A 23680-nucleotide genomic window follows, 5' to 3' on the forward strand; every position below is an offset into this window, starting at 1 on the left:
AACTGATCGGCCGCGGCGCGGGAACCTGAAGGCCGGGTGCGAGGACCGGGTTCCGGACCCGCGATCAGCCGGCGTTTGCCGCCTTCTGGGTCGGCGCTGGCGCCTGGTTGAGGCGCTGCCAGAGCTGCTTCATGGCCTCGTCGAAGGGAGCATCGACCGAGCGCACCATCACCCTGCCGGAAGCGACCAGCAGGCCCAGCTCCTCGGGCGAAACCACCATCTTGCGGACGCCGCGGCGGTTGACGATCAGGAACCGCGAGGTCAGCGGGCTGATCCAGGCGATCCGCGCCGCGGTCTCGCGGCCGCCCCGGTCGATCATCCGCAGGCCCTGGCCGACCCGCAGCCTGCGCATGCGCGCGGCGATGGCCGGATCGCAGGCGACCTCGTCGGTCCCGCCCGCCAGGCGCAGCGGCAGCATCGCCTCGTCGCCGTCCTCCTCGTCGATCTCGCCGCCGGTCGGCGTGCGAACCGCGCGCGGGGTGTCGGGCATCGCCAGCGCGGAGATGATCCGGGCCATGGCGTCGCGGGCGGCGGTGGCATCCAGCCCGCAGCTGGAATAGCACTCGCCCAGCGGCACCTGCAGCGCCAGCAGCTGGTCGGCCACCGCGGCGCCGCGCACCTGGGCGGCGTCGGCATCCACCTGCACCATCGCGTCGCCCAGGCCGATGGCGGCATGATGGCGCTCCGACTCGGGACCGTCGCGCAGCCAGGTCTGGGTGAGGTAGTGGCGCCAGTGCTGGTCCAGGAAATGCCCGACCGGCGCGGTCAGTGCGCGGTCGGCCATGCGCGAGGCGACTAGGCTCTCGGCGTTGCGCCGCGCCATCTGCAGCCGCTCGCGGCCGTGGATGGCCTCGGCGGCGCGCTTCTCGGCGATGTCGGAGCGCTTGCGCTGCTGGTCGAGCTGGTCGCGCAGTTCCGCGGCGGCCAGTTCGAACACCGCCTGGTCCTCCTGATACTCCTCGACCACACGGTCGACAGCGTGCTCGGCCTTGTCCAGGGTCTCCTGGTCCTGCGCGGTCTGCCCGGTATTGCCGTCGCAGGCTTCGGTCAGCGCATCGAGCAACTGCCGCGCCGGGTGGCTGCGGCGGTTGAACAGCGAGTCGTCGGTCAGCGCGACCTTGACGTAGGGCACCACCAGCTTGCCGTACAGCGAGCGCGAGCGCTGCAGCAGGTCGTTGGCGGTGAACAGCGACTGGAACAGGATGCCGACCAGATCGATGGCATCCTCCTCGTCGGCGCTGAAGCGGGTCTTCTCGGGGTCGAAGCCGAGCTGGCGCACGCCGCCGAGGATCTCGGCGCGGATCACCTCGGCGAGGTTGCGCTGGTCCTCCCCGGCCAGGGCGCGGGTGTAGGGGCTCGGGTCGTCGCCCTGCAGCAGTGAGGCGATGTTGAGCATGTCCTCGGTGCCGAGCACCTGGCCGACCGCCTCGGAGGCGGCGTCGGCCAGCGCCCCGATCTCGGCGGCGACGCTGTCGGCGCCCTCGGCCGGCACCGCGTGCAGGCCGCCCTGCGCCCGCCATGCGCGCAGCTGTTCGCGGACGATGTCGCGATAGCGCAGCGGCTGGCCGTCATCCCCTGGGCGCGCACCGCCCGGGGCCGGGCCCTGGGCCGGGCGCCGGCCGCCGAAATCGGCGGACATGGAGCCCTGGTCGCGGACCTCGCCGCCACCGCCGGCACCGCCGTGCTCGACCAGCCCGCCATCGGGCACCCAGCCCTCGGCGGGCGCATCGGCGGCGCGTCCGGCGCGTTCCGGGGCGCGCGGGGCTTCCGGCCGCTGGACACCGCCACGCCGGGCGCTCGCGCTGCGCTGGCCGCTGCCGAAGGCCGCGGTCTGCAGGGTCGCGTTGGCCTTCGCATAGACCTCGCCCAGCACCTTGGGCAGGCGCTTGTCGAACTGGTGAAACACCATCGTCCGCAGGCTCGGCGTCAGGTCGTCGGCCTGGAACAGGTCGACGAATGCGGACACCGCCACTTCCGGGCGGAGCGGGTTCTGCGGCCGTCCTTCGATATCCAGGCTCACCGCCAGCGCCTCGAGCCTTTCGTCGAGCTGGGCCAGGGGATGCAGGAACTGGTGCTCGAGCAGTTCGGTGATCTGCTGCCCGGCGAGGTGGATCTCCAGTTCGCCCTCGGACATCAGTTCCAGCGACTGCACCCGGTCCTGCTCCTCGCGCGGCTCCAGCCAGCGCTCGAAGGCCTCCTCGATCGCCTCGCGGTAGCGGGTGGCCAGCTCCAGCGCGCGATGGCTGAGGGCGATCACCGCGACCCGGTCTTCCTGCGCTGCGCTGAAATCGTGCCCCGCCAGCGCCGCCAACCGCACCTGTTCCTCGATCGAACTCCAGAATCCCGAAAGCACGCCCACCAGTTCGGTGATCGCATCGCGCTTGAGCGATTCCAGCACGCGCTCGCCCGCGCGGCTGCCGGTGCGGCGGGCGCGGGACTTCGCGACGGTGTCGTCTATGGACGCCATTTCGGGGGACAATGAGTCATGGATTGGCGCAGGGGCGCGCCCAGTCAGCATACATTCCTTAAAGGTCAAAACCACGTCTGTGAACACCGTCCCAAATAGTGCCACTGACATCCTGCGGTCACTCGATTCGCGCCGGTCCATCCCGGCGCGCCAGCTCGACGCGCCCGGCCCGGACGCCGCAACGCTCGCACGGATGCTGCGCGCCGCGGTCCGGGTGCCGGACCATGGCCGCCGCGTGCCATTCAGGTTTCTCCGCATCGCCGGCCCGGCGCGGGCTTGCCTGGGCGAGGCGCTGACCGCGATCGCCCGGCACCGCGACCCGGACGCATCCCAGGCGGTGCTCGACAAGGACCGCGAACGCTTCAACCACGCGCCGCTGGTGATCGCCGTCATCGCCGTGCTCGACGCCTCCGACGACAAGATCCCGGCGCAGGAGCGGCTGCTCAGCGCCGGCTGCGTCTGCTTCGCGCTGCTCCAGGCGGCGCAGGGCCACGGTTTCGGCGCACAGTGGCTCACCGGCTGGCCCGCCTACGACCGGCAGGTGCATGCGCTGCTGGGCGTGGGCGAGGAGGAGCGCGTGGCCGGTTTCATCCACATCGGTACGCCGCGCGCGGACGCGCCCGAGCGCGAACGCCCCGACCCGCTCGCCCTGCTGAGCGACTGGTCGCCCGCGTGATCCCGACCGGGCTGCCCGCGCTGTACCTGGTGGACGCCAGCCTCTACGTGTTTCGGGCCTGGCATTCGATGCCGGACGAGTTCCGCGGCGCCGACGGCCACCAGACCAATGCGGTGCACGGTTTCGCCCGTTTCCTGCTGGAGCTGCTCGAACGGGAACGGCCGCGCCATATCGTGGTGGCCTTCGACGAGGCGCTGGACAGCTGCTTCCGCAACGCGCTCTACCCCGCCTACAAGGCCAACCGGCCGCCGGCGCCCGAAGAACTCAGGCGCCAGTTCGCGCATTGCAAGTCGCTATGCATCGCGCTCGGGCTGACCGTGCTCGCCCACAGCGAGTACGAGGCGGACGACCTGATCGGCAGCGCCCTGCAGCTGGCGCGCGCCAGCGGCCTGCGCGGCGTGATCGTTTCGGCCGACAAGGATCTCTCGCAACTGCTCGACGGGACCGACGAGCAGTGGGACTTCGCCCGCGGCCAGCGCTGGGGCGCGGCCGGGGTGGCCGCGCGCCACGGCGTGGAGGCGCGGCAGATGGCCGACTACCTGGCGCTGTGCGGCGACAGCACCGACAACATCCCCGGAGTGCCGGGTATCGGCGCCAAGACCGCGGCCGCGCTGCTGGCGCACTTCGGCAGCCTCGACGCGCTGCTGGCGCGGGTCGACGAGGTGCCGCACCTGCGCCTGCGCGGGGCGGCGCGTGCGGCCGATCGCCTGCGTGCGCACCGCGAACAGGCGCTGCTGTGCCGCCGGCTGGCGACGATCGCGCTCGACGCGCCGCTTTCCGAGGCGACGCCGCCGTTCCTGCGCGCAAGTCCCGACGCCGCCGCGCTGCTGGCGTTGTGCGAACTGGTCCGGTTCGGGCCGTTGACCCGGCGGCGCCTGCACGAGGCCTCCGGGCTGGCGTTCGCTCCCTGATCCCGGCCGCCCTCGCGGAGCGGGCTCGCTGCCTGCTCCCGCTCCGGAGCCCGCGACGCCGAGCGGCCTCCGCTTTGCCGGGAGTCCGCCGTCTCGCCGAAGGGCAGGTGGTTGGGCCCGAGGGAACATGTCGTTTCGCGCGACGGGGCGATGCCGCTTCGCTCCGGGGGACGGCACGCGCTAGCATGCGGCGATGAAAGAGCAACCGGCCGAAGACCTCGAGATCCTGTACCAGGGCGACTGGCTGCGCATGGTCCGGCGCGGCAAATGGGAGTCCTGCGAGCGCACCCACGGCCGCGACGGGATGGCGGTGATCGTCATCGCGGTCACGCCGGACGAGCAGGTGCTGTTCGTCGAACAGTTCCGGGTGCCGCTGGGCGCGCCCACCATCGAGATGCCGGCCGGACTGATCGGCGACGACCTCGACGACGATTCGATCGAATCCGCCGCACGCCGCGAGCTGATCGAGGAGACCGGCTGGGACGCCGGCCGCATCGACGTGCTGCTGACCGGGCCCACCACGGCCGGCATGAGCAACGAGCGTGTCGCCTTCGCCCGCGCCCGCGAGTTGCGCAAGGTCGGCGAGGGCGGAGGGGTCGGCAGCGAGGACATCACCGTGCACACCGTGCCGCGGCGCGACGCCCCGGCGTGGCTGATGCGCAAGCATGCCGAGGGCTTCGAGATCGACCTCAAGCTGTGGGCCGGGCTCTGGATGATCGAATTCAACCCGGACGGATCGCCGGCCGCCTGAGGCCAGGAGCGACTCGAAGCCGGGAGCAGGGAAGTGGTCGCGCGCCGCTGCGCACTCGGCCTGTTGGCTGCATTCGCCTCGCTCGGGCCGCGGCATCGGCCGCCGGCCGAACCGCCTACGCCGCGGCGAAGCGGTCGGTCGCCTGGACCAGCGCGTCGACGTTCTCCGGCTCGAACGCGGAATGGCCCGAGGTGGGCGTGATCGCCAGCTCCGCGCGCGGCCAGGCCTTGTGCAGATCCCAGGCGTTCTGCACCGGGCAGACCACGTCGTAGCGGCCATGGACGATGACGCCGGGGATGTCGACGATCCGGTAGGCGTCGCGCAGCAACTGATCGTCGGTCTCGAAGAAACCGCCATTGACGAAGTAGTGGTTCTCGATCCGGGCGAACGCCAGGGCGAAGTGCGGATCGTCGTGACCGTGGACGAAGTCCTGGTCGACGCGCAGGAACGAGGTGGCGCCCTCCCACACGCTCCAGGCGCGCGCGGCGGCCAGCCGGGTGGCCTCGTCGTCGCAGGTCAGGCGGCGGTGGAACGCGGCGATCAGATCGTCGCGCTCGCCGGGCGGGATCGCGGCGAGGTACTGCTCCCAGGCTTCGGGAAACAGCCGCGAGGCGCCTTCCTGGTAGAACCACTTCAGCTCCCAGCGCCGCAGCATGAAGATGCCGCGCAACACCAGCTCGGTCACGCGCCGCGCATGGGTCTGGGCATAGGCGAGCGCGAGGGTCGAGCCCCAGGACCCGCCGAAGACCTGCCATGCGTCGATGCCCAGGTGTTCGCGCAGCGCCTCGATGTCGGCGACCAGGTGCCAGGTGGTGTTGTCGACCAGGTCCGCATGCGGCGTGGAGCGCCCCGCACCGCGCTGGTCGAACAGCACGATCCGGTAGCGCTCGGGATCGTGGAACCGGCGCATCTTCGCGTTCGATCCCCCGCCGGGCCCGCCGTGCAGCAGCACGACCGGCTTGCCCCTCGGATTGCCGCACTGCTCGTAGTGCAGCGCATGGCGCGCATCCACCTGCAGGGTGCCGGTCTCGTAGGGCTCGATTTCGGGGTAGAGCGTGCGCATCGCGTCACCGTGGGCAGAAAACCGGTGCGCGAGTCTACCAGCCCGCCGCCCTCGCCCCGGCCCGGCCCAGGGTGACGCGCTCGCGGCGCTCCAGGTCGGCGGCCGTGGCGATGTCGGCCAGGCCTTCGCGGCGCAGGATCTCGCGCACGGCGTCGCCCTGCCCGTGCCCGTGCTCCAGCAGCAGCCAGCCGCCCGGGCCCAGGTGCGCCAGCGCGCCGGCGGCGATCGCGCGGATCGCCTCGAGCCCGACCGGCCCGGAGACCAGCGCCGAATCCGGCTCGAAGCGCAGGTCTCCGCGCTGCAGGTGTGCATCGCCGGCGGCGATGTAAGGCGGATTGCTGGCGATCAGCGCGTAGCGTTCGCCGGCCAGCGGCGCATACCAGTGGCCGGCACGGAACTCGACGTTGGCAATGGCGTTGGCGGCGGCGTTGGCGGCGGCGACCGCCAGCGCCGCGGCACTGCGGTCGGTGGCCACCACGCGGGCGCGCGGCCGCTCGCGGGCAATCGCCAGGGCGATCGCTCCGCTGCCGGTGCCCAGGTCCGCGACCGCCAGGGGCGCATCGGGCGCCAGGCGCCCCAACGCCAGTTCCACCAGCAGTTCGGTCTCCGGGCGGGGAATCAGGGTGTCCGGCGTGACCGCGAGATCCAGCGTCCAGAAGCCGCGGCGGCCGGTGAGATAGGCCACCGGCTCGCCGGCCGCGCGGCGTGCCACCAGCGCCTCGAACGCCGCCGCCGCCGCGTCGGCGACGGGCGCGTCGCCGTGCGCGTACAGCCACGCGCGCGGCCGCGCCAGGGCGTGTTCGAGCAGATGCAGGGCGTCCTCGCGATCGATGCGCCCGGCGGCGCGCCGCAGCATCGCGTCCACGCGCAGGGGGCTGGGTCGGTTCATGCAGTGCAGTGTGCCGCAGGCGGACCCGGCTGCGGCGGGGAGCCGCGGCGGCGGCCGACGAAGCACCAAAAAAGAAGGCGGCCGAGGCCGCCTTCGAAGATTCCGTATCACGCGTGGGAGGGAGTGACGGGACACGGAACTGGTCGCGGCCCGGGCCGCCTGTGCTGAGCGGCCGGGGCCGGTTCGACGCGTCCATCTTGCTGCAACGCAGCACGGATGGCAACGGTTTCAGCCATTGAAACCCTCGATGGAACCGGCTCATCCATACCCGCCGCCTATCGATTAGATCGGATCTATCGATTTTACAGATTGATAGGTGGTCCCTATCCTCTGTGTTCCGCCCGCCAATCGAACCCGGCGGGCTTCGTTTACCCCCACCACGATGAGGATGTCCATGTCGTTGATCAACACCGAAATCAAGCCGTTCGCCGCCACCGCCTACCAGAACGGCGAGTTCATCGAAGTGACCGACGCCAACCTGCGTGGGCAGTGGTCGGTGGTCGTGTTCTACCCGGCCGACTTCACCTTCGTCTGCCCGACCGAGCTCGAGGACCTGGCCGAGCACTACGCCGAGTTCAAGAAGCTGGGCGTGGAGATCTACAGCGTCTCCACCGACACCCACTTCTCGCACAAGGCGTGGCACGACAGCTCCGCGGCGATCGGCAAGATCCAGTACCCGATGGTCGCCGACCCGACCGGCACGATCACCAACAACTTCGAGGTCATGCGCGAGGGCCAGGGGCTGGCCGACCGCGGCACCTTCGTGATCGATCCGGAAGGCCGCATCCAGCTGATGGAAGTGACCGCCGAGGGCGTGGGCCGCGACGCCGCCGAGCTGCTGCGCAAGGTCAAGGCCGCTCAGTACGTGGCCGCGCACCCCGGCGAGGTCTGCCCCGCCAAGTGGAAGGAAGGCGAGAAGACCCTGAAGCCGTCGCTGGACCTGGTCGGCAAGATCTGACCCGCGCCACCCGCTCCCATCCCCGTTCGCGGGGGTGGGAGTGGACCGGNCCGGAGCCGGCGCAGCCCGCCAGCTGCCGCCAGCCCGCCGCGCGCCGGCTCCGGTCCACTCCTCTCCCCAGAGCCCGATGCGCCGCCGCGAACGGTTGCATCGCGGGCCGCCATTACCGGCCCATTTCCCTTTTCCCGAGTTCCACGAGGACCTTCCATGTTGGATGCCGATCTCAAGACCCAGCTCAAGGCGTACCTGGAACGGGTGGTGCGTCCGATCCACGTCACCGCCTCGGTGGACGAGGGCGACAAGTCGCGCGAGTTGCTCTCGCTGCTCGACGACCTGGCCGCGTTGAGCGGCTTCATCACCGTGGAGGTGCGCCGCGACGACGCCGAGCGCAAGCCTTCGTTCGCGCTGTCCTCGCCCGGCCACGACATCGACCTGCGCTTCGCCGGGCTGCCGATGGGCCACGAATTCACCTCGCTGGTGCTGGCGCTGCTGCAGGTCGGCGGGCACCCGCCCAAGGCCGCGGCCGAGATCCAGGAGCAGGTGCGCCGGCTCGACGGCGCGTACCGTTTCGAGACCTACTATTCGCTGTCGTGCCAGAACTGCCCCGACGTGGTGCAGGCGCTCAACCTGATGGCGGTGCTCAATCCGAACGTCCACCACGTCGCGATCGACGGTGCGCTGTTCCAGCAGGAGGTCGAGGCGCGCCAGGTCATGTCGGTGCCCGCGATCTACCTCAACGGCGAGCCGTTCGAGCAGGGTCGCATGAGCCTGGAGCAGATCCTGGCCCGGCTCGACACCGGCGCCGAGCGCCGCGCCGCCGAGAAGATCGCGCGCAAGGCGCCGTTCGATGTCCTGGTGGTCGGCGGCGGCCCCGCCGGCGCGGCGGCCGCGGTCTACGCCGCGCGCAAGGGCATCCGCACCGGCGTGGTCTCCGAACGCTTCGGCGGCCAGGTGCTCGATACGATGGCGATCGAGAACTTCATCTCGGTGCCGGAGACCGAGGGGCCGAAGATGGCGGCGGCGCTGGAGCAACATGTGCGCCAGTACGAGGTCGACATCATGGACATGCAGCGCGCCGAGCGGCTGCTGCCGGCGGGCGAGGACGGTCTGGTCGGGCTGGAGCTGGCCAGCGGCGCCGCGCTGAAGGCGAAGACGGTGGTGCTTTCCACCGGCGCGCGCTGGCGGACCATGGACGTGCCGGGGGAGGCCGAGTACCGCAACCGCGGCGTGGCCTACTGCCCACACTGCGACGGTCCGCTGTTCAAGGGCAAGCGGGTGGCGGTGATCGGCGGCGGCAACTCCGGCGTCGAGGCCGCGATCGACCTGGCGGGCATCGTGCGACACGTCACCCTGCTCGAGTTCGACGGCCGGCTGCGCGCGGACGAGGTGCTGCAGCGCAAGCTGCGCAGCCTCGGCAACGTCGAGGTGGTCACCAGCGCCCAGACCACCGAGGTGGCCGGCGACGGCAGCAGGGTCACCGCGCTGGTCTATACCGACCGGATCGGCGGCGACAGCCATCGCCTCGAGCTGGACGGCGTGTTCGTGCAGATCGGGCTGCTGCCCAATACCGAGTGGCTGCGCGGCACGGTGGAGCTGTCGCCGCGCGGGGAAGTGGTGACCGACGGCAGCGGCCGCACCAGCCTGCCGGGCGTGTTCGCCGCCGGCGACTGCACCACCGTGCCGTACAAGCAGATCGTGATCGCGATGGGCGAGGGCTCGCGGGCGGCGCTGTCCGCTTTCGACCACCTCATCCGCAGCAGCGCGCCGGCCGGCGCCGCCGCCGCCGAGGCGGCGTGAACGCGCCTGCGCCGGGACTCCGGCGTATGCTCGGCGGCGGGGACGACCCGTCCCGCTGGCGTCGCCACCACCGGCGACCGGTGGCCGCATGAACCTGCGCGACCTCAAGTACCTGGTCGCGCTGGCCGACCACAAGCACTTCGGCCGCGCCGCGGCCGCATGCTTCGTCAGCCAGCCGACCCTGTCCACCCAGATCCGCAAGCTGGAGGACGAACTCGGCGTCTCGCTGGTCGAGCGCGCGCCGCGCAAGATCATGCTCACGCCGGCCGGCCGCGAGGCCGCCGAGCGGGCGCGGCGGATCGTCGCCGAGGTCGAGCAGATGAAGGAGGCCGCCCGGCGCGAGCAGGATCCGGAGTCGGGCGCGGTACGCCTGGGGATCTTCCCCACCCTCGCCCCCTACCTGCTGCCGCACGTGATCCCGCGCCTGCGCGCGCGCTTCCCCAAGCTCGAACTGCTGCTGGTGGAGGAAAAGAGCGACGTGCTGCTCGGCCGCCTGCGCGACGGCCGCCTCGACGCCGCGGTGCTGGCCCTGCCGGTCGACGACGACCAGCTGCACTGCGAACCGCTGTTCGAGGAGCCCTTCCTGCTCGCGGTGCCCGAGGGCCACCCGCTCGCCGGGCGCGACGGGCTGCGCATGGAGGAACTGGCCGACCAGCGCCTGCTGCTGCTGGAGGACGGGCACTGCCTGCGCGACCAGGCGCTCGAGGTCTGCCACCTCGGCGGTGCCGGCGAGCGCAGCGAGTTCCGCGCCACCAGCCTGGAGACCCTGCGCCAGATGGTGGCCGCCAACGTCGGCGTGACCCTGCTGCCGATGCTGGCGGTGCAGCCCCCGGTGGCGCACTCGCGTTCGATCCGGCTGCTCCCGTTCCTCGACTCCCGGCCCAGCCGCCGGATCGCGATGGTCTGGCGCCGGAGCTCGGCGATGGATGCCTTCCTGCACCAGCTGGCGGACGTGTTCGCGCAGCTGCCAGCGGAGCTGTTCGAATACCGGCCGCCGGCGCACCCGCCGGCGAGCGAGGCGCCCGCCGCCGCTTGAACCTCCCCGCGACTGGGGCTAGGGTTGCGGCTACGGCGGGCGGCGCGCAATGCGCCGCCCGCGTCGTTACGCGCCGGTGCCGGCGCTCCCTTCCGAGGACCGCCCCATGCACGACCAGAACCCCGGCGGCCCGCCGCCACCCATCGTCGTGTCCGAGACCGATGCCGCGCGCCTGGACGCGCTGCTGGAATCCGACGCCTGGCGCAACCACCCGGCCGCGGCCGCGCTGCAGGCCGAGCTGGTCCGCGCCGAGGTGCGGCCGCTGGCCGGAATGCCGCCCGATGTCGTCGGCATGCACTCCACCGTCGACTGCGAGGACGTCCACAGCGGCAGCCACCATCGCCTGGTGCTGGTGTATCCCCGCGAGGCCGATGTCGCCAGCGGGAAGGTTTCGGTGCTGGCGCCGGTCGGCAGTGCGTTGCTGGGGTTGGCGGTCGGGCAACACATCGACTGGGAGGCACCGGGAGGTCGCAAGCTGCGCCTGCGCGTGACCGCGGTGGCGCCGCGCGCCGACGGCTGATCCGGGAACCGCGGGTGCCGGCGGCGCCCGACCGGCGCGCCGTTGCCGGGCAGGAACGCCCGCGGCTCAGGCCGGCTGCGCCGGCAGCCGGGCGCGCCCGCGCAGGCCGGCCAGGAAGATCCCGGCCAGGGTCAGCGCCAGGCCGAGCCATTCGCGCCCGGTGGTCGCGCGGTCGAGCAGCGCGACATCGAGTACGAACGCCACCACCGGCTGCAGCAGCAGCAACAGCCCGACCACCGCCACCCGCAGGTGCGGCATCGCCCGAGAGATCAGCACCCAGCTCAGGCAGTGGCCGACGCTGGCCAGCAGCAGCAGCCAGCCCAGCGAACGCCACGACGGGATCGCGAACGAGACCCCCTCGACCAGGCCGCCGGCCCCGAGCAGCAGCGCGCAGCCGAGCGAGGCGAGCGCGAGCACCTGGGCGATCGGCGCGGTGCCGGCGGTTGCGCTGCGTGCCTCCTGCTGCGCACGCTTGAGCCCCAGGTTGTAGGCGGCGTAGCAGATGCCGGTGGCCAGCCCCAGCAGCACCCCCCAGCGGTACTCGGGAGCCAGGCTGCTCCATTCGCCGCCCAGCAGCAGCCACAGCCCGAAGAACGCCAGCAGCAGCCCGGCGAGGAATCTCGCCCCGACGCGCTCGCCGTACAGCAGCGCTCCTGCCAGCGCCATCGCGAACACCTGCACGTTGGCAAGCAGGGTCGACAGCCCCGGGCCGACCAGCAGGATGCTGCGGTGCCACAGCCACAGGTCGGCGGCGAACGCCGTGGCCGGCGCCAGCACCCACAGCCAGGCGCGTGGCGGCAGCCTGCGCCAATCGCGCCGGGCCAGCACCAACAGCCACAGCAGCAGGCCGCCGAACAACACCCGGTAGAACGCCGAGACCGTCGGCGGCGTCTCCGCGAACCGGACCATGAGGCCGTTGGTGCCGATCAGCGAGGCGCCGGCGAGCATCCACACCAGCGCGATGCGGTCCTGGTTGCCTCGCTGCTGCATGCGCCCCGCGTCCGTCCGGAAAGGCCGCGACATTAGCAGGCCGCGACCGGCCCGGGATGCGCCGTGGCCGGCCGGTCGCGATCGGCGAGTGCAATCAGGTGAAGACCGCGGGCGCCACGTGCACGCAGTTGCGGCCACCGCGCTTGGCCGCGTACAGCGCCTTGTCGGCGCGGTCGATGGTGGCCGCCGGGCTGTGCTCGCCGTCGCGCCGCGTCGCCACGCCCACGCTGACGGTCAGGCGCAGCGCCTGGCCTTCCCACTCGAGCGCGAGCCGCTCCACCGCCGCGCGCAGGTCCTCGCCGACCTGTCGCGCCGCCGCACCGCCGCGCCCGGGCAGCACCGCGATGAACTCCTCGCCGCCGTAGCGGCCGAAGATGTCGCGCTCGCCGAGCGCACCGCGCAGCGCCGCCGCCGCGGCGCGCAGGCAGTGATCGCCGCAGGCGTGGCCGTAGCGGTCGTTGACCGCCTTGAACCGGTCCAGGTCGACGAACAGCACCGACACCGGCTGCCGGTCCCGCTCCGCTTCGCTGAAGGCGCGCGCCAGCCACTGGTCGATCGAACGGCGGTTGAAGCTGCCGGTCAGGGCGTCGAGCTCGGCGGAGCGGCGCAGGTTGACCGCCGCGATCGCCTGGTCGATCTGGATCTGGGTCAGGCGCACGAACTCGGTCGCCAGCGCCATCTCGTCGCTGGTGAATCCGTCGCCGCCGGCGCGCCGCAGCAGCACCGCGCCCCAGGAAGGAGTGCGGATCTGCAGCGGGATCACCGCCTCGATCGCCACCGAATCCGGAGACGTGAACGGCTGCTGCAGGGCGATGCCGTTGGCGGCCTGGCGCTTGAGCGGCAGCAGCCGCGGCTGCAGCTCGGCCACGAACCGGTCCTTCTGCGCGTGCGGATGCGCCACCATCAGATCGCGGCCGTGGAACCCGTGCGCCACCGCCACCATCGACGCCACCGGGAGCAGCGGCGCCAGGTGGTCGAACAGCGTGCGGAAGCCGGTCCACTCGATGTCGCCGGGAGCGAGCGTGCGCAGCTTCGCCTGCAGCGCGCCGACCAGGTCGGTGCGGGCGGCCTCGCGCTGCATCCGCCGTTCGGTATCGGCGCGCGCCAGGCGATCGTGATCGCGCTGGTCGCGGTACTCGCTGATCCGGCTCACCAGGCCCACCGCGAACACGATCAGCGTGGCGACCACCCCGGCCTGGAAGCCGTAGCGCATCGCCGCCAGGCCGGGTACCACGTCGTAACCGGTCATCCGGCGCAGCAGCGCCAGCAGCAGCGTGGCCAGCACCACCAGCAGCAGCGGCCAGGCCATCGCCACGCGCCGGCGCCCGGCCCCCATCAGCAGCACCAGGCTGCCGACCCCGCTCGCCGCCGAGCCCAGCGCGGCCAGGGGCTGCATCACCGGGTCGAGCAGGCGCAGATCGAGCAGGCAGACGGCGGCGGTCGCCACGAGCGCCCCCGCCGCCACGTCGACGCTGCACGAGGCGGCCGCGCCGAGCCGATGCCCGCCGACGTAGTGCTGTACCAGCTTGAGCCAGGAGGCCAGGAACAGAAACACCAGCGCCCAGATCCCCTGCGCCTGCCAGGTCGCGAACAGGCGCAGGACCGGCATCGCGTACAGGTGGCCGTTGAGCGCCGCCAGCGCCAGCAGCGCGAGCGTGGCGCAGCCGAACAGAAGCAGGAAGGCGCGGTCGCGTGCCGCGCTGTAGAGCGCCAGCGCCAGCAACGAGAGCGTCAGCAGCGCGGCATACACGGTGGCGGCGATGGCGACCGCCCGCTGTTCCAGCCGCGCGACCTCGTCCTCGTCGAGCACCACCGGGCGCAGCGCCGCGGCCGCGCCTCCCTCGACGTGGAGGTCCAGCTCGACCGGTCCCTCCCAGTGGGCCGGAAGCCGCAACCGATACCCGGCGGCGAGCACACCCTGGTCGCCGCCACCGTCGAAGAACCCCCGGACCGGGCTGCGCCAGTCGCCGGCTTCGGCCCACATCGCCGCCACCGGCTCGCGCGGCAGCCACAGCATCCTCCCCGCGCCGTCGGGCCGGGCCGACCCCAGGGTGAAGCGCACCCGCGCATGGCTGCGCTGCGCGCGTCCGCCGGCGTGCCGCAGCACCCGGCCGTCGGCGACCACCTCGCCGGCGCCGCCCGGGACCACCGAGACCGCGATCTGGCCCCGGCCTTCGCCCCCTGCCGCGAGCACCGCGGCCGCGAGCAGGCACACCAGCAGCGCGAACCCGGCCAGGAAGACCGTGTCGTGGTCGCGATGCCAGCGGCCGAACCGGTTCAGCACCCGCGGTCCCCGGTCCCTGCTTCCCGCGCGTCGCGCTCACCGAATTGCATGCTTCCCCCTGTCCCCGAATCGTTCGCAAGACGCGTGCCATTATGATAATAGCGTCACACATCGCACCAGATGGAGTGCGCATTCCACCGTGTGCGCCCCAGGGCGGCGGGCAGGCCCTACACTGTCCGTTTTCCCCGCAAGCGACCATGAACAGCTCCGCCCCCCACGTTTCGCCGCCGTCGGCTCCGCTCCAGGCACCCGATGCCGCGCCCGCGGAAGGAAAGCAGGACTTCATCCGCCAGATCGTCCGTGACGATCTGGCCAGCGGAAAGCATCTCGCCATCCGCACCCGCTTCCCGCCGGAGCCCAACGGCTACCTGCATATCGGCCACGCCAAGGCGATCTGTCTGGATTTCGGCCTCGCCGCCGAATTCGGCGGGCGCTGCAACCTGCGCTTCGACGACACCAACCCGGCGAAGGAGGATCCCGAATTCGTCCAGGCGATCCAGGAGGACGTGCGCTGGCTGGGGTTCGAGTGGGCCAGCCTGCGCCACGCCTCGGACTACTTCGAGGTGTTCTATCTCGCCGCCGAGAAGCTGATCCGCCAGGGCGACGCCTTCGTCTGCGACCTGAGCGCCGAGCAGGTTCGCGAGTATCGCGGCACCCTCACCGCGCCCGGCCGCGAGTCGCCGTTCCGCGGCCGCAGCGTGGACGAGAACCTGGACCTGTTCCGGCGCATGCGCGCTGGCGAATTCGCCGACGGGGCGCGTACCCTGCGGGCGAAGATCGACATGGCCAGCGGCAACATCAACCTGCGCGATCCGGCGCTGTACCGCATCAAGAAGGTGGCCCACCAGAACACCGGCGATGCCTGGCCGATCTACCCCATGTACGACTACGCGCACGCGCTGGGCGACGCCATCGAGGGGATCACTCATTCGCTGTGCACGCTGGAGTTCGAGGACCACCGCCCGCTCTACGACTGGTGCGTGGAGCGGGCGGATCTCGCCGGCGACCCCGGGCTGCTGGAGCCCCTGATCGCCCGCGGGCTGCCCGCCGAGGCGGCCAGGCCGCGCCAGATCGAGTTCTCGCGCCTGAACATCAACTACGCGGTGATGAGCAAGCGCAAGCTCTCGGCGCTGGTGGCCGACGGCCTGGTCCAGGGTTGGGACGACCCGCGCATGTACACCCTGCAGGGGCTGCGCCGCCGCGGCTACACCCCCGCGGCGCTGCGGCTGTTCGTCGACCGGCTCGGCATCAGCAAGCAGAACTCGGTGATCGACTATTCGGTGCTGGAAGGAGCGCTGCGCGACGAGCTCGACGCGCGCGCGGCGCGGCGCATGGCGGTGGTCGACCCGCTGCGGCTGGTGCTGGCCAACCTGCCGGACGGCCACGCCGAGACGCTCACGTTTTCCAACCACCCCAAGGACGAGCGCCTGGGCCAGCGCGCGGTCCCGTTCTCGAACGTGGTGTGGATCGAGCGCGACGATTTCGCCGAGGTGCCGCCCAAGGGGTGGAAGCGCCTGGTGCCCGGCGGCGAGGTCCGCCTGCGCGGTGCCGGGATCGTGCGCTGCGACGAGGTGATCAAGGACGCGGACGGCGCCATCGTCGAGCTGCGCGGCACCCTCGACCCGGCCTCGCGCCCGGGCATGGAGGGCGCCAACCGCAAGGTCAAGGGCACCCTGCACTGGGTCGACGCGGCCCGGGGGGTGCCAGCGGAGCTCCGGCTCTACGACCGCCTGTTCTCGGTCGCCGACCCCGACGACGAATCCGGCGGGCTGACCTACCGCGATCATCTCAACCCGGACTCGCGGCGGGTGGCGCGCGGCGTCATCGAACCGGCCGCGGCGCAGGCCGCACCGGAGCAGGGCTTCCAGTTCGAGCGGCTCGGCTATTTCGTTGCCGACCGCCGCGACCACGCGCCCGGGGCGCCCGTCTTCAACCGCAGTGTGACGCTGCGCGACACCTGGGCCGCCAAGGCCTGACCACGGAGGTCAACATGCGCGTGCAACCGTTTTCAGCTGGGGCCGGGCTGCTGCTGGCGCTGCTGCTGGCCGCCTGCGCTCCCGCCGCCCCCCGCCCCGTGCCAGCGCCGCAGACGGCCGAGACACCGGCCGATCCGCTGCAGCTCGATCGCAGCTGCGCGGCCGACGCCGACTGCGTGGTGAAGAACGTCGGCAACTGCTGCGGCTACTTCCCGGCCTGCGTCAACCGCGACGCGCAGCCGGACCCGGACGCGGTGCGCGAACGGTGCGCCGCCGGCGGGATGGCCTCGGTCTGCGGGTTCCAGGAGATTTCCGCCTGCAGCTGCGTCGCCAACCGCTGCGAAGCGGTGCGGCAGCCGCTGCGGGCGCCGCTGGAATGATGCTGTACGCGCAGGTCCATCTCACCCTGCCCGCCTGGGTGCACGAGGCGGTCGATCCGACGGCGGCGATCGACGGCGACGAGGCCAAGGTGGCGCTGGCGGTGGCGCTGTCGCGGCGCAACGTCGAGGCCGGCAGCGGCGGCCCGTTCGGCGCCGCGGTCTTCGGCCCCGACCAGCGGATCGTCGCGGTCGGCGTGAACCGGGTGCTCCCGCAGAGCTGCTCCGTCGCCCACGCCGAGACCATGGCGTTCATGCTGGCCCAGCAGCGCCTGCAGCGCGCACGGCTCAACCGGGACGCCGCGGACCGGCCGGTCGGGCCGTATACCCTGGCGACCTCGGCGCAGCCGTGCTGCCAGTGCTACGGCGCCGCGGTCTGGGCCGGCATCGACCGGCTGCTGATCGGCGCGCGCGCCGAGGACGTGATGACCCTGACCGAATTCGACGAAGGCCCGCTGCCGGCCGACTGGACCGGCGAACTGGCGCGGCGCGGGATCGAGGTGGTCCGCGATCTCGATCGCGAGGCCGCCTGCGAGGTCCTGCGCGACTACGGCCGGGCCGGCGGCGGGCGCTACTGAGCGCAACTTCCGCGGCGCGCCCGCTCCGGCCCCCTTCCCCGCCTGCGGCACCCGACGGAAACCCGATGCAAGACGCCCTGCTGTGCTACTGCCGCGCCGGATTCGAACCGGAACTGGCGGCCGAGCTGACCGAACGCGCGGCGCTCGCCGGCATCGCCGGCTATGCCCGCGCGAACCGCGACGACGGCTACCTGCTGTTCCATGGCGAATGCGGCGATGCGCTGGCGTCGGCACTGCCCTGGAATGCGCTGGTGTTCGCCCGGCAGAAGATGGTGCTGATCGCCGACGTCGCCGCGCCGGACCCGCGCGACCGCATGGCGCCGGTCCTGGCGGCGCTGGAGGGGCGCGGCCGCTACGGCGAGCTGTGGATGGAACACCCCGATTCCGACTTCGGCAAGCCGCTGTCGGGGCTCGCGCGCAGCTTCGGCAACGCGCTACGCCCGGTGCTGCGCGCGCGCGGGTTTCTCAGCGCCAGGGACGAGCCGCGGCTGCCGCGCCTGCACGTCTGCTTCGTCGCCGGGGACCGGGTGCTGCTCGGCCGCAGCCAGCCGGCCGACAGTGCGCCGTGGCCGCTGGGGATCCCGCGGTTGCGGCTGCACGCCGGCGCGCCCTCCCGCTCGGCGCTGAAGCTGGAGGAGGCCTTGCTGTCGCTGCTCGGCGAACGCGAGCGTCAGGCCCTGCTCAAACCCGGCATGCGCGCGGCCGACCTGGGCGCCGCACCCGGCGGCTGGACCTGGGTGCTGACCCGCCACCACCTGCGCGTGGCCGCGATCGACAACGGCCCGCTGCAGGCGCAACTGCACGACACCGGCCTGGTCGAGCACCTGCGCGCCGACGGGTTCCGCTGGTCCCCGGACGCGCCGCTGGACTGGATGGTCTGCGACATGGTCGAACAGCCGCGGCGCGTGGCCTCGCGGATGGCGACATGGTTCCGCGAGGGCTGGTGCCGTCACGCGATCTTCAATCTGAAACTGCCGATGAAGCAGCGCTGGCAGGAAACCCGGCGCTGCCTGGACCTGTTCGCCGACGAGGCCGGTGCGCCGCTGACGATACGCGCGCGGCAGCTGTACCACGACCGCGAGGAGATCACCGTGTTCGCCACCATTTGAACGATCCACCGGTCGCATTTCAAGTGAACTTCACCGCTGCCGGTATACGTTTGGTTGCGGGATGGATATCGATCTTCATGCGGTCTTCATCCGCCCAAAAGGAGAGCCCCATGTTCCGCAGCACCTTGCTCGCAATCTCGCTGTCCGCATTCGCAGCACCACTGACGCTGTTGGCCCAGCATCCAGCGGCGCCGATCACGTCGACACATCCCACCAGCCAGGCGACCGGGGAAACGCCGACCGGTGCGACCCGACCGTCGGCGCCGATCGACCCGGCCGGGCCGGCGATGCCTTCCCCCGCCACGCCGACCGCGCCATCCAAGAATCGGACTGCTCCGGCGGAGCCGGCCAGCGGTGAAACGGCCGTGATCATGCAGAACGGCCAGGAGGTCCGGGTCAACTCGCTGTCACCCAAGCCGGAGCTCAGCGACTATCGGGTCGATTTCTCCGCGCTGGACCGCGACAACGACGGCGACCTCAGCCGTAGCGAAGCCGCTGCCGACGAGACCCTGGGCGCCCAGTTCGATGCCGTCGACCGCAACGAGGACGGCCGGCTGAGTCGCTACGAACTTTCGGATTGGACCCGGTAACCCAGGCGCTCACGCGCGTGTAGCAGGCACCTTCGCGCGCGCTCTACCTGCCGGCGGCGCGGCGCCACAGCGCGTCGACCAGGGGCGGCATCGCGCCCGCGATCCCCAGCAGGCGGCCGCGCAGCAGCGTCGGCAGCAGTGCGTCGTTGGAGAACACCCGGTTGATGCCGTCGAAGGCATAGGCGGCCACCGCGTTCTCGCTGCGGCGCACACGCGCCCAGCGCTGCAGGACGCTTGCCCGGGCCCAGTCGCCGCCGCGGCGCCGGGCCCGCAGGATCGCATCGCGCAGCGCCGACACGTCGCGCAGGCCGAGATTGACGCCCTGGCCCGCCAGCGGATGCACCACGTGGGCAGCGTCGCCGAGCAACAACACCCGGCCCGCCAGCGCCCGCTCGCTGAGCTGCCGCCGCAGCGGGAACGCGACCCGGGGCGACAGCGGCTTCGCCGCGCCCAGGCGTGCGTCGAACGCGCGCGTCAGCGCATCGCCGAACCCGGCGTCGTCGAGACCCAGGACCCGTGCCGCCTCGGCATCCGGCAGCGTCCATACGATCGAACTGCTGCCGTCGGCGCAGGGCAGGAACGCCAGCGGTCCGCCCGGCAGGAAGCGCTGCCAGGCGGTGTCCTCGTGGCCGCGCTCGGTACCGACGTAGGCGACGACGCCGCGCTGGCGATAGTCGCGCGTTTCCACGGCGACGCCGGCCAGGCCGCGCAGCAACGAATCCGCCCCGTCGGCGGCGATGGCCAGCCCGGCGGCGACCCGGCCGCCGTCGTCCAGCCTCAGCACCACGCCGTCTGGCTCCTGCTCCAGGGATTCCACGCGTGCCGGGCAGCGCAGCACCACCCCGGCCGCGGGCAGCGCCGCCCACAGTCGGTCCACCAGCAGCGCGTGTTCGACGATCCAGCCAAGCGCCTGGCTCCCGAACGCGTCGGCGTCGAACACCAGCTCGCCCCCGCCGCCTGCGTCGAACACGCGCATCCGCCGGTAGCAGTGCGCGCGCGCCTCGCGCACCGGCCCCCAGGCGTCCAGCTCGCGCAGCAGCTGCACGTTGTCGGGCGCGAACGCGTAGACGCGCAGATCCGGCCGATCCGGCGACCACGGCGCCGGGGCGGCGGCTTCTACCAGCTCCACCGACAGGTCCAGCCGCGCCAGCATCAACGCGCACGCGGCGCCGACCACGCCACCGCCGACCACCGCGACGTCGCTGCGCCGACGGCGGCTCATGCCTGCGCCCGACACAGCGCCGGTACCTGCCCGCGATAGCCCATCGCGCCTGTGGCGAGCAGCGACTGCACGGCGGGCACCCGGTCCACCGCGAGCAGGCCGAGGCTGCGCAGCGGGCCGAGCAGCGGCGCGGCGCCCGCGGTCATCCGCGCCAGCCCGTCCGAGAACGCCAGGGTGCGCTCGCGATCCTCGCGGCGGCGCTCCGCATACGCCCGCAGCAGCGCCTCGCCGCCCGGATCCCCAATCTCCGCCGCCACCAGTTCCGCCAGCGTCAACGCGTCGCGCAACCCGAGGTTGAACCCTTGCGCACCGACGGGATGCAGGGTCTGCGCGGCATTGCCGACCAGCACCGCGCGCGTGGCCGTGGTGCGCCCCGCGACCAGGCCCAGCGCCGGATACGCGCTGCGCGCGCCGGCCGCGACGAAGCGGCCGGCGCGCCAGCCGAATGCCGACTGCAGGCGCGCAAGGAACGCCGCCTCGTCCAGCCCCGCGGCAGCCTGCGCTTCCGCGCGCGCGACGCCGTGCACCACCCCGTAGTGGCGGTCGCCGCGCGGCAGCAGTGCGGTCGGACCGTGTTCGGTGAACCGTTCGTAGGCGGTTCCGTCGGGGGGGCGGGAGCTGCGCACGCGCGCCACCAGCAGGGTCTGCCCGTAGTCGTGGCGTTCGGCGCCGATGCCCAGCGCCTCGCGCACCGCGCTGGCGGTGCCGTCGGCGGCGACCAGCAGGCGCGCGTGCAGCACCCGTTCGCCGGCGGCGTCGGCGATGCGGACCCGTTGCCTGTCGCGGTCCGCGGCGCAGCCGAGGAACCGCGCCGGGCGATAGCGGCTCAATCCCGCCAGCTCGTCCAGCCGCGCCGCCAGCGCCGTGCCGAAGTCGCGCGCCACCACCACCTGGCCGAAGCTCTCGCGGCCGTAGTCGGTGGCGAGCAACAGCGCGCGGCCGAAGTCACCGGCGCGGCTGACGTGGATGCGGCGGATCGCGCCCGGCGGCGCGGCGAGCTTCTGCAGCACCCCGAGCGCGGTCAGCGCATTGACGGTGGCATCGGCGAAGCTGAGATTGCGCTCGTCGAACACCGCCGGCAGCCCACCGGCAGGCGTGGCCTCGACCAGGCCGACGTCGAGGCCGGCCCGGTCCAGCGCGATCGCCAGGCTGGCGCCGACCAGGCCGCCGCCGACGATCAGGACGTCGTGATCGGAACGCATCCGGTGCATGATAAGCGCGGCGCGCCCTGCGCGCGCGACCACGCGCTTGGCGGCCGGCGCGGCACGTCCACACGGCAGCGGTGCCGTTCCGCTAAAATGCCCGCCTGCCTCCAGGAACCAGCCCATGACCGCCACCACCCACCGCGCCCTGATCCTGGTCCTGCTGGCCGCCCTGATGGCCAGCACCCGCGTGCATCACTTCGCGGCGGTGCCGGACGCTTCCTGGGCGGTGTTCTTCCTCGGTGGCTTCTACCTGCGGGACTGGACCCGCTGGGCGTTTCCCGCACTGATGCTGCTCGCGGTCCTGGTCGATGCGCTGGTCATCACCGCGCAGGGCCTCAGCTTCTGGCAGCACTACTGCGTCTCGCCGGCCTACTGGGCGCTGGTGCCCGCGCACCTGGCCCTGTGGGGCGGCGGCTGGTGGCTGCGCAACCGCTACCGCGGCGTCGGCCTGCGCTCGCTGGGCCTGGGCGCCGCCAGCCTGCTGGTGGCGGTGGCCGTATGCCACTTCGTCGCCCAGGGCAGCTTCTACTGGCTGAGCGCCAGCGTTCCCGCGCCGGATCTTGCCGGCTGGTGGAAGAACTACAGCGACTGGTTGCCCGCCTATCTCGGCGTCGCAGCCCTCTACGTCGGGCTGGCCGCCGCCGCGCACGCCGTGCTCGTCCAGTCGCTGCCCGGCCGCACCGCCGCCGCGCCCGCCCCGCGACGCTGACCGCGACGCGCCGGAGCGCCGATGGGCAATCGCCTCTCGAGGATCTATACCCGCACCGGCGACGATGGCAGCACCGGGCTGGGTGACGGCAGCCGCATCGCCAAGGACTCGGCGCGGGTCGCCGCCTACGGCACCGTCGACGAGGCCAATTCCGCGATCGGCCTGCTGCTCGCCTGCGCCCTGCCGGACGACGTGGCCGAATTGCTGACCGCCGTGCAGCACCAGCTGTTCGATCTCGGCGGCGAACTGTGCATCCCCGGCCACGCGGCGATCGAGGACGGCGACATCGAGCGCCTCGAACGGCACATGGACCGCTACAACGAGGACCTGCCGCCGCTGAAGGAATTCATCCTGCCCGGCGGCGGCGAGGCCGCGGCGCGCTGCCACCTGGCCCGCACCATCGTGCGGCGCGCCGAGCGCGCCACCGTGACCCTGGCGCGCACGGAGCCGGTGCGCCCGCAGGCGGTCGGCTACCTCAACCGGCTGTCGGATCTCCTGTTCGTGCTGGCCAGGGTGCTGGCGCGCGCCGGCGGCCACGGCGAAGTGCTGTGGAACCACGAACGCCGGCGACGGTGAAGCCCTTCCTCTACACCCACCCGGCCTGCCTGGGCCACGACACCGGCCCCGGCCATCCCGAACGCGCCGAGCGCCTCGGCGCGGTGATCCAGGCGCTGCGCAACGGCCTTCCCGACCTCGGCTGGCGAGAAGCGCCGTTGGCGACCCGCGGGCAGCTGCTGCGGGTGCACGCGGCCGCGCTGCTCGAGGCGGTGCTGGAATCGGGCGCCACGCAGCCGATTCCGCTCGATCCCGACACGGTGCTCTCGCCCGGCTCGCCCGAGGCCGCGCTGCGCGCCGCCGGCGCCGGCGTTGCCGCGGTGGATGCGGTGCTGGGCGGCCAGACCGAAGCCGCCTTCTGTGCGGTGCGCCCCCCGGGGCACCACGCCACCGGCGGCGAGGCGATGGGATTCTGCCTGTTCAACAACATCGCGGTGGCGGCCGCGCACGCGCTGGACGCGCACGGCCTGGCGCGGGTGGCGATCGTCGACTTCGACGTCCATCACGGCAACGGCACCCAGGCGATCTTCGAAGCCGACCCGCGCGTGATGTATCTCAGTTCGCACCAGTCCCCGCTGTTCCCGGACACCGGCGCCAGGATCGAGCGCGGGGTCGGCAATATCGTCAACGTGCCGCTGCCGCCGGGCGCGGGCAGCCGCATGTTCCGCGATGCCTGGCGCGAGCGCCTGCTGCCGGAACTGGACGCGTTCGCCCCGCAGCTGCTGCTGGTCTCGGCGGGTTTCGATGCGCACTGGCGCGATCCGCTCGCGCAGATGCAGCTGGACGCCGCGGACTACGCCTGGCTGACCGGCGAGCTGCGCGAGATCGCCCGGCGCCATTCGGCCGGGCGCATGGTCTCGATGCTGGAAGGCGGCTACGACCTGCAGGCGCTGCGCGAGGGAAGCCTGGCCCACGTGCGCGCCATGGCGGGCGACCGGCCGGGCAGCGCCTGATCCCCCACGCGTCGTCGGTCACCGGCCCGCACCGTGGCGAGGCGGTGGCGATCACCGGAGCCTT

23 protein-coding genes are annotated in these 23680 nt (G+C 72.5%); 15 read left to right on the plus strand and 8 right to left on the minus strand.

The features are described from left to right. Window positions 1-64: 64 nt before the first annotated feature. Window positions 65-2467: a DUF1631 family protein gene (locus QFW77_RS04000; RefSeq protein WP_280573010.1), complete on the minus strand. Its 2403-nt coding sequence runs from the start codon at window positions 2465-2467 to the stop codon at window positions 65-67. A 109-nt stretch (window positions 2468-2576) separates the two neighbouring features. Between QFW77_RS04000 and QFW77_RS04005 the strand changes: the two genes are divergently transcribed. The 3 genes from QFW77_RS04005 to QFW77_RS04015 all read left to right on the plus strand — a co-directional run bounded on the left by QFW77_RS04005 (window position 2577) and on the right by QFW77_RS04015 (window position 4805). Next, window positions 2577-3143 carry a nitroreductase family protein gene (locus tag QFW77_RS04005; RefSeq protein WP_425603269.1) on the plus strand — a complete coding sequence of 189 codons (567 nt, stop codon included), beginning with the start codon at window positions 2577-2579 and terminating at the stop codon, window positions 3141-3143. After that, a complete protein-coding gene (locus tag QFW77_RS04010; protein WP_425603270.1) occupies window positions 3143-4054 on the plus strand; it encodes a 5'-3' exonuclease in 912 nt (303 codons plus the stop codon). Before QFW77_RS04005 ends, QFW77_RS04010 begins: the two co-directional genes overlap by 1 nt. A gap of 193 nt (window positions 4055-4247) precedes the next feature. Continuing rightward, window positions 4248-4805 (plus strand): NUDIX hydrolase, encoded by a 558-nt coding sequence (locus QFW77_RS04015; protein WP_280573012.1) that lies wholly within the window; start codon window positions 4248-4250, stop codon window positions 4803-4805. A 115-nt stretch (window positions 4806-4920) separates the two neighbouring features. Here the strand turns inward: QFW77_RS04015 and pip are convergent, their stop codons facing one another. Further along, window positions 4921-5868, minus strand: coding sequence for a prolyl aminopeptidase (pip, locus tag QFW77_RS04020; protein ID WP_280573013.1), 948 nt, complete (start codon window positions 5866-5868; stop codon window positions 4921-4923). 34 nt (window positions 5869-5902) lie between these two features. After that, window positions 5903-6757, minus strand: coding sequence for a peptide chain release factor N(5)-glutamine methyltransferase (gene prmC / locus QFW77_RS04025; protein WP_280573014.1), 855 nt, complete (start codon window positions 6755-6757; stop codon window positions 5903-5905). 394 nt (window positions 6758-7151) lie between these two features. Between prmC and ahpC the strand changes: the two genes are divergently transcribed. From ahpC to rnk, 4 genes are all read left to right on the plus strand, one after another. Next, the gene (gene ahpC / locus QFW77_RS04030; RefSeq protein WP_280573015.1) at window positions 7152-7715 is read left to right on the plus strand and encodes an alkyl hydroperoxide reductase subunit C; all 564 of its coding nucleotides are present in this window, start codon (window positions 7152-7154) and stop codon (window positions 7713-7715) included. 207 nt (window positions 7716-7922) lie between these two features. Further along, complete coding sequence (gene ahpF, locus QFW77_RS04035) at window positions 7923-9512, plus strand: alkyl hydroperoxide reductase subunit F (RefSeq protein ID WP_280573016.1); 1590 nt, start codon at window positions 7923-7925, stop codon at window positions 9510-9512. Between the two features lie 88 nt (window positions 9513-9600). Continuing rightward, complete coding sequence (oxyR, locus tag QFW77_RS04040) at window positions 9601-10548, plus strand: DNA-binding transcriptional regulator OxyR (RefSeq protein ID WP_280573017.1); 948 nt, start codon at window positions 9601-9603, stop codon at window positions 10546-10548. Window positions 10549-10654: 106 nt separating this feature from the next. Beyond that, a complete protein-coding gene (gene rnk / locus QFW77_RS04045; protein ID WP_280573018.1) occupies window positions 10655-11068 on the plus strand; it encodes a nucleoside diphosphate kinase regulator in 414 nt (137 codons plus the stop codon). Between the two features lie 66 nt (window positions 11069-11134). Here the strand turns inward: rnk and QFW77_RS04050 are convergent, their stop codons facing one another. Both QFW77_RS04050 and QFW77_RS04055 read right to left on the minus strand, forming a co-directional pair. Further along, a complete protein-coding gene (locus QFW77_RS04050; protein WP_280573019.1) occupies window positions 11135-12058 on the minus strand; it encodes a DMT family transporter in 924 nt (307 codons plus the stop codon). Between the two features lie 94 nt (window positions 12059-12152). Then, window positions 12153-14342 (minus strand): GGDEF domain-containing protein, encoded by a 2190-nt coding sequence (locus QFW77_RS04055; protein ID WP_280573020.1) that lies wholly within the window; start codon window positions 14340-14342, stop codon window positions 12153-12155. A 197-nt stretch (window positions 14343-14539) separates the two neighbouring features. Between QFW77_RS04055 and QFW77_RS04060 the strand changes: the two genes are divergently transcribed. The 4 genes from QFW77_RS04060 (at window position 14540) to rlmM (ending at window position 18382) form a co-directional block, all read left to right on the plus strand. Beyond that, window positions 14540-16318 (plus strand): glutamine--tRNA ligase/YqeY domain fusion protein, encoded by a 1779-nt coding sequence (locus QFW77_RS04060; protein WP_280573021.1) that lies wholly within the window; start codon window positions 14540-14542, stop codon window positions 16316-16318. Window positions 16319-16332: 14 nt separating this feature from the next. Then, window positions 16333-16698: a hypothetical protein gene (locus QFW77_RS04065; protein WP_280573022.1), complete on the plus strand. Its 366-nt coding sequence runs from the start codon at window positions 16333-16335 to the stop codon at window positions 16696-16698. Continuing rightward, window positions 16698-17273: a nucleoside deaminase gene (locus QFW77_RS04070; RefSeq protein WP_280573198.1), complete on the plus strand. Its 576-nt coding sequence runs from the start codon at window positions 16698-16700 to the stop codon at window positions 17271-17273. The genes QFW77_RS04065 and QFW77_RS04070 overlap by 1 nt, the downstream gene beginning before the upstream one ends. Before the next feature lie 65 nt (window positions 17274-17338). Then, window positions 17339-18382: a 23S rRNA (cytidine(2498)-2'-O)-methyltransferase RlmM gene (rlmM, locus tag QFW77_RS04075; protein ID WP_280573023.1), complete on the plus strand. Its 1044-nt coding sequence runs from the start codon at window positions 17339-17341 to the stop codon at window positions 18380-18382. 19 nt (window positions 18383-18401) lie between these two features. On the opposite strand, the gene QFW77_RS04080 is transcribed toward rlmM, so the two are convergent. Further along, window positions 18402-18755 (minus strand): hypothetical protein, encoded by a 354-nt coding sequence (locus QFW77_RS04080; protein WP_280573024.1) that lies wholly within the window; start codon window positions 18753-18755, stop codon window positions 18402-18404. Here QFW77_RS04080 and QFW77_RS04085 point away from each other — a divergent pair. Next, complete coding sequence (locus QFW77_RS04085) at window positions 18754-18972, plus strand: EF-hand domain-containing protein (RefSeq protein ID WP_280573025.1); 219 nt, start codon at window positions 18754-18756, stop codon at window positions 18970-18972. The genes QFW77_RS04080 and QFW77_RS04085 overlap by 2 nt on opposite strands. A 43-nt stretch (window positions 18973-19015) precedes the next feature. Here QFW77_RS04085 and QFW77_RS04090 read toward each other — a convergent pair whose 3' ends face one another. Both QFW77_RS04090 and ubiH read right to left on the minus strand, forming a co-directional pair. After that, window positions 19016-20194, minus strand: coding sequence for an FAD-dependent oxidoreductase (locus tag QFW77_RS04090; RefSeq protein ID WP_280573026.1), 1179 nt, complete (start codon window positions 20192-20194; stop codon window positions 19016-19018). After that, on the minus strand, window positions 20191-21396 hold the full coding sequence (ubiH, locus tag QFW77_RS04095) for a 2-octaprenyl-6-methoxyphenyl hydroxylase (RefSeq protein ID WP_280573027.1): 1206 nt from the start codon (window positions 21394-21396) through the stop codon (window positions 20191-20193). Before ubiH ends, QFW77_RS04090 begins: the two co-directional genes overlap by 4 nt. A gap of 124 nt (window positions 21397-21520) precedes the next feature. Here ubiH and QFW77_RS04100 point away from each other — a divergent pair, with 124 nt between their 5' ends. Genes QFW77_RS04100 through QFW77_RS04110 form a run of 3 tightly spaced genes read left to right on the plus strand, consistent with a single transcriptional unit; the run spans window position 21521 to window position 23616 of the window. Further along, window positions 21521-22108, plus strand: a complete 588-nt coding sequence (locus tag QFW77_RS04100; RefSeq protein ID WP_280573028.1) for a hypothetical protein — start codon at window positions 21521-21523, stop codon at window positions 22106-22108. Between the two features lie 21 nt (window positions 22109-22129). Then, window positions 22130-22684, plus strand: a complete 555-nt coding sequence (locus QFW77_RS04105; protein WP_280573029.1) for a cob(I)yrinic acid a,c-diamide adenosyltransferase — start codon at window positions 22130-22132, stop codon at window positions 22682-22684. Beyond that, window positions 22681-23616: a histone deacetylase family protein gene (locus tag QFW77_RS04110; protein ID WP_280573030.1), complete on the plus strand. Its 936-nt coding sequence runs from the start codon at window positions 22681-22683 to the stop codon at window positions 23614-23616. The genes QFW77_RS04105 and QFW77_RS04110 overlap by 4 nt, the downstream gene beginning before the upstream one ends. Window positions 23617-23680: the final 64 nt, after the last annotated feature.

It is taken from the genome of Luteimonas endophytica (assembly GCF_029887875.1).
In the GTDB taxonomy this organism is placed as follows: domain Bacteria; phylum Pseudomonadota; class Gammaproteobacteria; order Xanthomonadales; family Xanthomonadaceae; genus Luteimonas; species Luteimonas endophytica.

Excerpts from the sequence above, each read along its gene's own strand:
- QFW77_RS04060 (WP_280573021.1), top strand. The coding sequence starts at position 14,540 with ATGAACAGCTCCGCCCCCCACGTTTCGCCGCCGTCGGCTCCGCTCCAG.
- QFW77_RS04070 (WP_280573198.1), top strand. The coding sequence starts at position 16,698 with ATGCTGTACGCGCAGGTCCATCTCACCCTGCCCGCCTGGGTGCACGAG.
- prmC (WP_280573014.1), bottom strand. The coding sequence starts at position 6,757 with ATGAACCGACCCAGCCCCCTGCGCGTGGACGCGATGCTGCGGCGCGCC.
- QFW77_RS04090 (WP_280573026.1), bottom strand. The coding sequence starts at position 20,194 with ATGAGCCGCCGTCGGCGCAGCGACGTCGCGGTGGTCGGCGGTGGCGTG.
- rnk (WP_280573018.1), top strand. The coding sequence starts at position 10,655 with ATGCACGACCAGAACCCCGGCGGCCCGCCGCCACCCATCGTCGTGTCC.
- QFW77_RS04080 (WP_280573024.1), bottom strand. The coding sequence starts at position 18,755 with ATGATCACGGCCGTTTCACCGCTGGCCGGCTCCGCCGGAGCAGTCCGA.
- ubiH (WP_280573027.1), bottom strand. The coding sequence starts at position 21,396 with ATGCGTTCCGATCACGACGTCCTGATCGTCGGCGGCGGCCTGGTCGGC.
- QFW77_RS04085 (WP_280573025.1), top strand. The coding sequence starts at position 18,754 with ATGCAGAACGGCCAGGAGGTCCGGGTCAACTCGCTGTCACCCAAGCCG.
- pip (WP_280573013.1), bottom strand. The coding sequence starts at position 5,868 with ATGCGCACGCTCTACCCCGAAATCGAGCCCTACGAGACCGGCACCCTG.
- oxyR (WP_280573017.1), top strand. The coding sequence starts at position 9,601 with ATGAACCTGCGCGACCTCAAGTACCTGGTCGCGCTGGCCGACCACAAG.
- QFW77_RS04100 (WP_280573028.1), top strand. The coding sequence starts at position 21,521 with ATGACCGCCACCACCCACCGCGCCCTGATCCTGGTCCTGCTGGCCGCC.
- QFW77_RS04050 (WP_280573019.1), bottom strand. The coding sequence starts at position 12,058 with ATGCAGCAGCGAGGCAACCAGGACCGCATCGCGCTGGTGTGGATGCTC.
- rlmM (WP_280573023.1), top strand. The coding sequence starts at position 17,339 with ATGCAAGACGCCCTGCTGTGCTACTGCCGCGCCGGATTCGAACCGGAA.
- QFW77_RS04105 (WP_280573029.1), top strand. The coding sequence starts at position 22,130 with ATGGGCAATCGCCTCTCGAGGATCTATACCCGCACCGGCGACGATGGC.
- QFW77_RS04000 (WP_280573010.1), bottom strand. The coding sequence starts at position 2,467 with ATGGCGTCCATAGACGACACCGTCGCGAAGTCCCGCGCCCGCCGCACC.
- ahpF (WP_280573016.1), top strand. The coding sequence starts at position 7,923 with ATGTTGGATGCCGATCTCAAGACCCAGCTCAAGGCGTACCTGGAACGG.
- QFW77_RS04065 (WP_280573022.1), top strand. The coding sequence starts at position 16,333 with ATGCGCGTGCAACCGTTTTCAGCTGGGGCCGGGCTGCTGCTGGCGCTG.
- QFW77_RS04015 (WP_280573012.1), top strand. The coding sequence starts at position 4,248 with ATGAAAGAGCAACCGGCCGAAGACCTCGAGATCCTGTACCAGGGCGAC.
- ahpC (WP_280573015.1), top strand. The coding sequence starts at position 7,152 with ATGTCGTTGATCAACACCGAAATCAAGCCGTTCGCCGCCACCGCCTAC.